Source organism: Neisseria sp. P0022.S009 (assembly GCF_051956675.1).
Taxonomy (GTDB): Bacteria; Pseudomonadota; Gammaproteobacteria; order Burkholderiales; family Neisseriaceae; genus Neisseria.
In genome coordinates this window covers 1-237 of record NZ_JBQCXE010000109.1, presented here as the reverse complement: position 1 = coordinate 237, position 237 = coordinate 1, and the positions used below count along the sequence as shown (strand labels likewise).

Below are 237 nucleotides of genomic sequence, written 5' to 3'. Positions count from 1 at the left end.
TTCACACAGACGGTTGATAAAGGTAAAGTCGCTTTCGAGATACTGGGTTACATACTCGCGGACGGTGTAGCTGCGGCTCTTTTGGAAACGGTAGTCGACACCGGAGAAGCCGTGGTGTTTGAAGACGGCGACAATGATGTCGGGAATGGTTTGGTGTTGGAACAGCCGGGAAGTTTGGAAATGTTTTAAAGCCGCGAAGCGCGGCTCTAAAACAAAGCGGTAAACGGTTTCATCCTT

The 237-nt window shown here is 49.8% G+C and carries 1 protein-coding gene; it reads right to left on the bottom strand.

Going from position 1 to position 237, the window contains the following annotated elements:
- Nucleotides 1-237 (bottom strand): contractile injection system protein, VgrG/Pvc8 family (locus ACTHUG_RS11660; RefSeq protein WP_440386931.1); only part of this gene is annotated, 237 nt, incomplete at both ends.